The 7,697-nt window shown below is 58.7% G+C and carries 5 protein-coding genes and 1 pseudogene; 5 read left to right on the plus strand and 1 reads right to left on the minus strand.

The features are described from left to right. The 4 genes and pseudogenes from IRZ24_RS13955 to asd form a co-directional block, all read left to right on the plus strand. Positions 1-588: pseudogene (locus IRZ24_RS13955) on the plus strand (alpha/beta fold hydrolase); the annotation flags it as partial. A gap of 118 nt (positions 589-706) precedes the next feature. Next, a complete protein-coding gene (locus IRZ24_RS13960) occupies positions 707-2,032 on the plus strand; it encodes a homocysteine synthase (RefSeq protein WP_297165273.1) in 1,326 nt (441 codons plus the stop codon). A gap of 62 nt (positions 2,033-2,094) precedes the next feature. Beyond that, the gene (locus tag IRZ24_RS13965) at positions 2,095-3,570 is read left to right on the plus strand and encodes an aspartate kinase (protein ID WP_297165275.1); all 1,476 of its coding nucleotides are present in this window, start codon (positions 2,095-2,097) and stop codon (positions 3,568-3,570) included. Positions 3,571-3,626: 56 nt separating this feature from the next. Then, positions 3,627-4,694, plus strand: coding sequence for an aspartate-semialdehyde dehydrogenase (gene asd, locus IRZ24_RS13970; RefSeq protein WP_297165277.1), 1,068 nt, complete (start codon positions 3,627-3,629; stop codon positions 4,692-4,694). A gap of 135 nt (positions 4,695-4,829) precedes the next feature. Here asd and IRZ24_RS13975 read toward each other — a convergent pair whose 3' ends face one another. Next, a complete protein-coding gene (locus IRZ24_RS13975) occupies positions 4,830-6,191 on the minus strand; it encodes a S53 family peptidase (RefSeq protein WP_297165280.1) in 1,362 nt (453 codons plus the stop codon). A 461-nt stretch (positions 6,192-6,652) separates the two neighbouring features. Between IRZ24_RS13975 and IRZ24_RS13980 the strand changes: the two genes are divergently transcribed. Continuing rightward, positions 6,653-7,639, plus strand: a complete 987-nt coding sequence (locus tag IRZ24_RS13980; RefSeq protein ID WP_297165281.1) for a CHAP domain-containing protein — start codon at positions 6,653-6,655, stop codon at positions 7,637-7,639. Positions 7,640-7,697: the final 58 nt, after the last annotated feature.

Raw genomic sequence — 7,697 nt, forward strand, 5'->3', positions numbered from 1 at the left:
TCGGCTCTGACGGCTCAAGCCATCGCCTTCAGTGAAGTGGGCCGCCAGGCCATTATGCTCGATCCCCGCTGGCAGGGAGGTGATTATCCGCCCGGCGAGGGGCCTGATGCCGGGTTGGCGATCGCGCGTATGCTCGGCATGATCACCTACCAGAGCGAGGAAGCAATGGAACTGCGCTTCTCTCGTCGCCCGGCGCGTAATTGTGAGGTGCCTTCTCCAACTCGCACCCCTAGTCTGGGGACGCGCTTCGATGTGGAAAACTATCTCTATTATCAGGGCCAGGCACTGGTACGGCGCTTCGACGCTAATACATATCTGTATCTGAGTCGCGCGATGGACCTCTATGATGTCAGCGAGGGCTACCCTTCACTTGACGCTGCCCTTTCCCGTATTCGCAGTCGCGCGCTCTTTATCGGAATTCGCTCCGACTTCCTCTTTCCGGCGGCGCGCGTGCGCTGGCTGGCTGAGCGTGTAAGGGAGCTTGGGGGCGATGCTACCTATATTGAGTTGGATTCCCCCCACGGCCACGATGCTTTCTTGAAGGAGTGGGAGCAGATGAAAGCCGCCCTGCGTTGGCTGGAAACCTAGCCAGTTTGATCAGCCCGTTGCCGCCGGCCATCGCTCGCCGGCGCCTGGGGGTTTGCCAGTCTGCCTGTAAGGCGGCTGCCTGTCGTTAGATCTGGTTTTCTCAGGAGTAGATTCTCTCATGGCACTGAACGGCAATCGTAGTTATGGTTTTGAGACGTTAGCCCTACATGCAGGTCAGGAAACGGCTGATAGCGCCACAGGTGCCCGGGCCGTTCCCATTTATCAGACAAGCTCGTTTGTCTTCGATAGCCCGGAGCACGCTGCTGATCTTTTCGCGCTGCGTAAGTTCGGCAACATTTATACGCGTATTATGAATCCTACTCAAGATGCTTTCGAACGTCGCATAGCAGCGCTGGAGGGCGGAGTTGGGGCGCTAGCAACCGCTTCCGGCCAGGCAGCGGAGACGCTGGCCATTCTGACCATTGCTGAAGCAGGCGATGAGGTGGTCTCCTCCACCAGCCTCTACGGCGGCACCTATAATCTCTTCCGCTACACCTTGCCCAAGCTCGGCATCACGGTGCGCTTTGTCGACAGTCGCCACCCGGAGCAGTTCCGGGCTGCGATCAATGAGCGCACCAAGGCTATCTATGCCGAAGCTCTGGGCAATCCCCGCTTGGATATGCTCGATATCGAGGCCGTGGCTGCCATCGCTCATGAGCACGGCATTCCCTTAATTGTCGATAATACCTTACCAACACCTTATTTGTTGCAGCCGCTCAAGCATGGGGCCGATATCGTCGTGCATTCAGCGACCAAGTTCATCGGTGGACATGGCACCTCCATCGGAGGGGTCATTGTCGATGGCGGCAAGTTTGATTGGGCCAATGGGCGTTTCCCGAGCTTTACTGAGCCTGATCCTTCCTATCATGGTCTCCGCTATATGGAAGCCTTTGGTCCCCTGGCCTACATTATCAAAGCTCGCGTGCAGCTGATGCGCGATGTCGGCGCGGCCATCAGCCCTTTCAATGCCTGGCTCTTCCTTCAAGGTCTAGAGACTTTGCCGCTGCGCATGGAGCGTCATAGTCAGAACGCGCTGCGCATTGCCGAGTTTTTGGAGAGCCATCCGGCGGTGAGCTGGGTCAGCTATCCCGGCTTGCCCAGTCATCCCCAGCACGAGCTAGCAAGGCGCTACCTGACGCATGGCTATGGAGCTATTCTCGGCTTCGGCATTAAGGGAGGACTGGAAGCAGGCAAGATGCTGATTCGCCACGTGGAGCTATTCTCCCATCTGGCGAACGTCGGTGATGCCAAGTCGTTGATTATTCATCCTGCAAGTACAACTCACTCGCAGTTGACACCCGATGAGCAGTTGGAGACGGGTGTGACCCCCGATTTTATCCGCCTTTCAATTGGGCTAGAGACGGTTGAAGATCTGATTGAGGATCTGGATCAGGCGTTGCGAGCGGTCTCGGCGAAGCTTGGCGAGCCGCTCAGTCTTGCATAGGCGAGAGAAAACGAGGCGAGCAACTGGCGTCTCGCCTGTGAAGAGATAAAGGGTGATTGTCAATGGACGTTGAGTGTTCGCTCTGTGTACTGAAGTTTGGAGGTACCTCTGTTGGTAGTGGCGAGCGTATTCGCCGCGTGGCCCAGATCGTAGCCCAGACGGCCAGCAAAGCTCTCAGCGAGGCCACGCCTTTTCCCGTAGTGGTAGTATCCGCGATGTCAGGTATCACTGATCAGCTCCTGCGCATTGCGCATCACGCTCGGCGTGGCGAGAGTGTGGAATGGCGGCGTGAACTGGAGGCTTTGCGTGAGCGTCATCTCCAGGCGGCTGAAAAGGCTGTCTATGATGAGCAACGGCTGGCAGAGCTGAGAGCTGACCTGGAGCAGGCCCTGGCGAAGCTGGAGAGCGAGGCCGCTGGTTGTGAAGATTATGTTGACGCCGTGGCTGCCTGGGGGGAGCGCCTGTCGGTGCTCTTGCTGGCTGCCGCGATCAATGATCTGGGTCTGCCCAATGTCACGGCGGCTCCGATCCGTGAAGAACTGATTGTGACAGGAGAGCCGCAAGGCAAGGCGCCCGTTGAGCCGGGGGCTGTCATTGGGGCTGAGCCTTTGGAAGAAGAGACGCGCGAGCGGGCGCGGCTTCTGTTGTGGCCACTGCTGCAACAGCGCACGGTGCCAGTGGCTCCGGGCTTTATAGGACGGACGCGCACAGGCCTGGTGACAACCCTGGGACGCAATGGCTCCGACTACTCAGCGACCGTTATCGGCGCCGCTATCGATTGCTGCGAGGTCTCCATCTATACCGATGTGGACGGCGTGATGTCCGCCGACCCGCGCGTGGTGACCAATGCGCGTCTGTTGCCTGCGCTAACCTATGCGGAAGCCGCGCGTCTCTCCTGGTTTGGTGCCAAGGTCTTGCATCCGCGCACCTTGATCCCTGTAGCCCAGCGCAATATTCCTGTGCGCGTGCGCAATACCTTCCGCCCCCAGATGCAGGGCACACTCATTGGTCCCGAAGATAAGTATCGCAGTGGCGCGACAGCGATCACTGTGAGACGGCGCCTGGCTCTCGTGACCGTCGAGAGCACCAACATGTTTGGTGCCCCTGAGAATGCAGGTCAGGTCTTTGCTCTGGCGGCTCGCGTAGGGGCCGCTCCTGTGGCTATCTGCTCTTCTTCCGGCCACCATCTCTCCTTTATGGTTGAGGAGCAGGCCTCAGCCTCGGTGGTCTCTTTGCTCCAGCATGACTTGGGTTACTGGCGTGTCAGTTGTCGACCTGGTCTGGCGGCCTGTGCCTGTCTCGGGTCGGGCTTCACGAGCGATCCGATGAGCCCAGCCAGGGCCATCAGCGCCCTGGCCCGTGAGCGCATCCCTGTGATCTCCCAAGGCGCTTCTGAGCAGGGCATTATTCTTATCATTGAGGACAGCGACAGTGAACGTGCCTTACGCTGCCTCCATCGTGATCTGATTGCGCCTGTGATTCCTCTCGTGCGACATCCTGCCCATGAGAAGCGCTTAGAAGCCCTCAAAGCCCGCTAGTGTGGGGCTATAGGCGAGGTTCATTGCGGGTCTGTAACAAGGAGGATGCCTTGACAATGCATCAGAGAGGTCAACGCTTTCCTGTAGCCGTTCTAGGCGCGACTGGCATGGTGGGGCAGCGCTTTATCGAGCTGTTGCAAGACCATCCCTGGTTTGAGCTGGTGGCCCTGGCGGCTTCCGAAGTGCATGGAGGCCGCCCCTATAGTGAAGTAGCGCGCTGGCGGCTGGGGGGAACCATGCCAGAGCGGGTAGCAAAGCTGCCCGTTCTACCCTGTCGCCCGGAGGCTCTGCCGGAGGTCAAGATTGCCTTCTCAGCCTTGCCTGCGGAGGTAGCTGGTGAGGTCGAGGCGGCCTTTGCCCGAGCTGGCATAGCCGTGTTCAGCAACGCTAAGACCTACCGGATGGAGCCTGATGTACCGCTGCTGGTCCCCGAGGTGAATCCTGACCACGCTGTGGCCATTCAACAGCAGCGCAAGCGCCGGGGTTGGAGCGGTTGCATTGTGACCAACCCCAATTGCTCGGCGACCCCGCTGGTGATGGCCCTCAAGCCCCTGCAGCAAGCCTTTGGTGTGCGCAAAGTGCTGGTGACCACACTGCAGGCGATCTCGGGAGCTGGCTATCCAGGCCTGCCATCCTACGATATACTCGATAACGCTATTCCATTCATCTCGGGTGAAGAGCCGAAAGTCGAAAGCGAGACGCTCAAGATGCTGGGCGAGTGGCGTGAAGAGCAGGGTTTCAGCCTGGCCTCACTGGTCGTCAGTGCCCATTGCAATCGTGTTGCGACACGCGAGGGCCATCTAGAGTGCGTGAGCGTTGAGCTGGAACGTGAGGCCTCGCCCGAGGAAATCATTGCGGCCTGGGAACATTTCCTCCCCGAACCTCAGCGCCTGAAACTGCCGAGCGCTCCCGTGCCTCCCCTAGTTTATCGCAGCGAGGAAGATCGTCCTCAGACACTGCATGATCGCGACGCAGGGCGGGGCATGGCCGTGACCCTTGGGCGCCTGCGGCCCTGTCCGGTGCTGAGCTATAAATTCGTTGCTCTGGGCCATAATACCATCCGAGGTGCGGCGGGCGGCTCCCTTCTGAATGCGGAACTCTGTGTCAGCAAGGGCCTGTTGTAAGCTGCTCCTGGCCGCCCTCCCTTGACCTCAGCAGAGCGGGCACAAGAGCAGGTGAACGCCATATCATATGTCGGTCGACTTGCCTGCTCTGAGGCCCGCTTTGGCTGACCAGCTATCTCGCCGTAGGAGGCTGAACTATTGACCTGAAGCTGCCAGTGTGGCCTGTGCCTGAAGCAGGTCGGGGATCAGAAACTGTGCGTTTGGGCTGCCAAGACCGGTGACAGCATCCCAGCCCTGGCCGGCGCGGTAACCGGGGACGTTCACGCCCTGGTAAACGCTATTGTCTCCGACAGTGATATCGTGGAAATCGCGCTGATAGTTGACCGACGTCGCGATCGTGTACAGAGCGGGATTCAGAAAGCCAAGCGGGTGACCGGCCATCTGATTGGCGATAGCTGCCAAGGCGGCCCACATAGGTGCGGAGGCACTGGTCCCGCCGACCGTCTCCCAAACGCCGCGGAAGTAAAAAGCGAGGTTAGTATCTGGATCAGCGGCAGCGGCCACATCGGGAATACCGCGTCGCCCTTGAAAAGCTGCCTGTGTTGAGGCGGGCAGCAACTTCTGATAGGACGGCTGAGGGAAAAGGCTGCTGAAGCCGCCCCCACTCCGATTCCAGCCGATTTCACGGACCTGATTGCCCTGGCGCAGCAGCGTAGTGCCGCCAACGCTGGTCACCCAGGGCAGATCGGCGGCAAAGTTAGTCGTTGCCTTGGGCGACAGCCGTGACATATTCAAATCAGCATAGTCAGTTGCACCGTTATCCCCCGAGGAGCTGAAGAAAGTCATATGCTCCTCTAATGTTGCTCGCTGGAGCAGAGCATTCCATTGCTGTACCTCCTGTCGGCCAGCAGCATCCTCGAGCGTTACCTCGGAAGCACCCCAGCTCTGAGACACAATCGTCCCCAGATGATGATCGATGGCGTACTGGATTAACTGGCGAAATTCCGGCAAGCCGACCGTGCCTTCCGTTTCAGCGATCGGACTAACCAGCACCACGATGTTCGCCTCGGGGGCCAGGGCATGAATGATCTCCACGTCAAGTTCGGTTTCGGCAGCCCAGCCGCTCTTGTCGTGGTGGGGATCATATTCCGGCTTCTGGATGGGCTCAATCACTTGCACCTTAATGAGCGGGAGCTGAAAGCGGCGGCTAAAGACATCGAGATCCTGCTGTAGGGTCGGACTGCCAAACGAAACAATGTCGATGATGGTCTGTCCCCTGCCAGTATAGCCACGCTGGATTAACGGCTCGAAACCATAATACTGGCGAAGCTGGAGGGGCGTATAGCAGGTTACTTCAGAGCTGAAGAGAACAGAGGGACAGCTATCGGCGACCGCGCTGGGAGTGGGTGAGTGCGAGGGCGTGACTGTCGTAGACGATGTGCGAGGAACGCTATTGGTCCCCAATAAGCCCGCGCAGCCGCTAAAGAGCAGCGTCAGCGTGAAGGTTAGGAGTGTCAGTAGCTCGAGGAAAGGCTCTGATTGGCGGTGGCCTTGCATCCGGCTCTCCTTGTGATCAAGAATCCCTGTTCCGCCATGCCTCGGGCACAGCTTCCCACAACAGTTGACTACAGCTAACGCGAGAGCAGTATATCCCGATAGCGCAAAAAGGTCAATTCTTTGTCTTGACAGTGCTCCTGCTCTCAAGAGATCTTAGGGGCCTGCAGAGACAGCGACTGGCCCGGCGGAGTGGCCTGGCAAGAGGCTCAGGCCAGCTACAAGCAGCCGGTTAAGAAGGCTCCCTCCCTCGGGGTACTATGGTCCTAACAGTAGCAAGGCGCGCTTGACCGCCCTCCTCCTTTCAGAGTACATTCAGGCATGATGACATAGAAAGATATCAATAAGAAGGCGCGCAACAACGCGGCTCATATTTTCAACGATAGGAATGCAGCATGCTATCATTTAAGGACCGTCAAGATAGAGTTGCAGAAATGCAAGAGCAAGCTGGGGAGCCGATCCGCATGCCTGGGTTAGTCACCCAGCTATCGCCGGTTGAGCAACTTGCCTTTCCGACGCAGTCGCCTACCGTTGTGGAAGCGACGGAGCCAAGCAATGGTAGTCAGACACCTCTACCGGAGATAGCGGATGAGGGAGTCGACAAAGAGACAGCCCTCCTGCCGGTGGCAGCCGGGGCGGGAACGGCCCAAGAGAGCGCGGCACCCGAGACCGGTCAGCTCCCCGAGCTACAGACGGCCCTCCTACCGCTGGTAAGTACAACGAACGCAAGTGCAACGCGTCCGCCGCTCGTCATCCGTGGCGATGGAAAGAAAGCGCTCAAGCGTCGAGACACCGCCCAGCCGCTTCCACGGAAGCGCTGGCATGTCCATGCGGCGGTCCTGGTTCTGGTGGCGATCATCCTCACCGGTACCCTGCTAACAGTGCTACCTGAGAGTCCTGTAGGGGCCAGGAGTGGGGGCGGCCTGTTCCAGTCCATTATGAGCATGATCCCCAGCAACAGTGGCAATGCCAGCACCCTGGATCTGGCCGCTATGCGCGCCGCCACAGCGACAGCTATCGTGCGCAGCGGAGTGGGTTATGATCCTGGCCCGAGCAATCCGACTGGCGTGCAAACAGCGCCGATTGTTGGCAGCAACTCGGGAGATCCTTTCCCAGTGGGCCAGTGTACCTATTGGGCCGACTACCGTTATCACCAGCTAACAGGGGTTTGGGTGCCCTGGGGAGGCAACGCTTATGAGTGGGTCGCGGGAGCTAGGGCCTATGGCTGGATTGTCTCGACCCAACCGCATGTGCCCTCGATCATCGTTCTCATGCCCGGTGTCCAGGGTGCCAATATCACCTATGGCCATGTTGCCGTCGTCGAGAGCCTGACTTCCGACGGTGGCGTCTATACCAGTAACATGAACTGGTATGCGAATGGCGGCGGTTGGGGAATCGTATCCTACTATACCTTCTATCCTGGCAGTGGCGTCTATTTCGTCTGGATCTAGCTGCCAGACCTAAGATAGAGAGTCTGCCTAGAACCTTTCTCTAATACACATCTAACAT

This window comes from Thermogemmatispora sp. (assembly GCF_019683755.1).
GTDB lineage: Bacteria > Chloroflexota > Ktedonobacteria > Ktedonobacterales > Ktedonobacteraceae > Thermogemmatispora.

Excerpts from the sequence above, each read along its gene's own strand:
- IRZ24_RS13960 (WP_297165273.1), top strand. The coding sequence starts at position 707 with ATGGCACTGAACGGCAATCGTAGTTATGGTTTTGAGACGTTAGCCCTA.
- IRZ24_RS13965 (WP_297165275.1), top strand. The coding sequence starts at position 2,095 with ATGGACGTTGAGTGTTCGCTCTGTGTACTGAAGTTTGGAGGTACCTCT.
- asd (WP_297165277.1), top strand. The coding sequence starts at position 3,627 with ATGCATCAGAGAGGTCAACGCTTTCCTGTAGCCGTTCTAGGCGCGACT.
- IRZ24_RS13975 (WP_297165280.1), bottom strand. The coding sequence starts at position 6,191 with ATGCAAGGCCACCGCCAATCAGAGCCTTTCCTCGAGCTACTGACACTC.
- IRZ24_RS13980 (WP_297165281.1), top strand. The coding sequence starts at position 6,653 with ATGCCTGGGTTAGTCACCCAGCTATCGCCGGTTGAGCAACTTGCCTTT.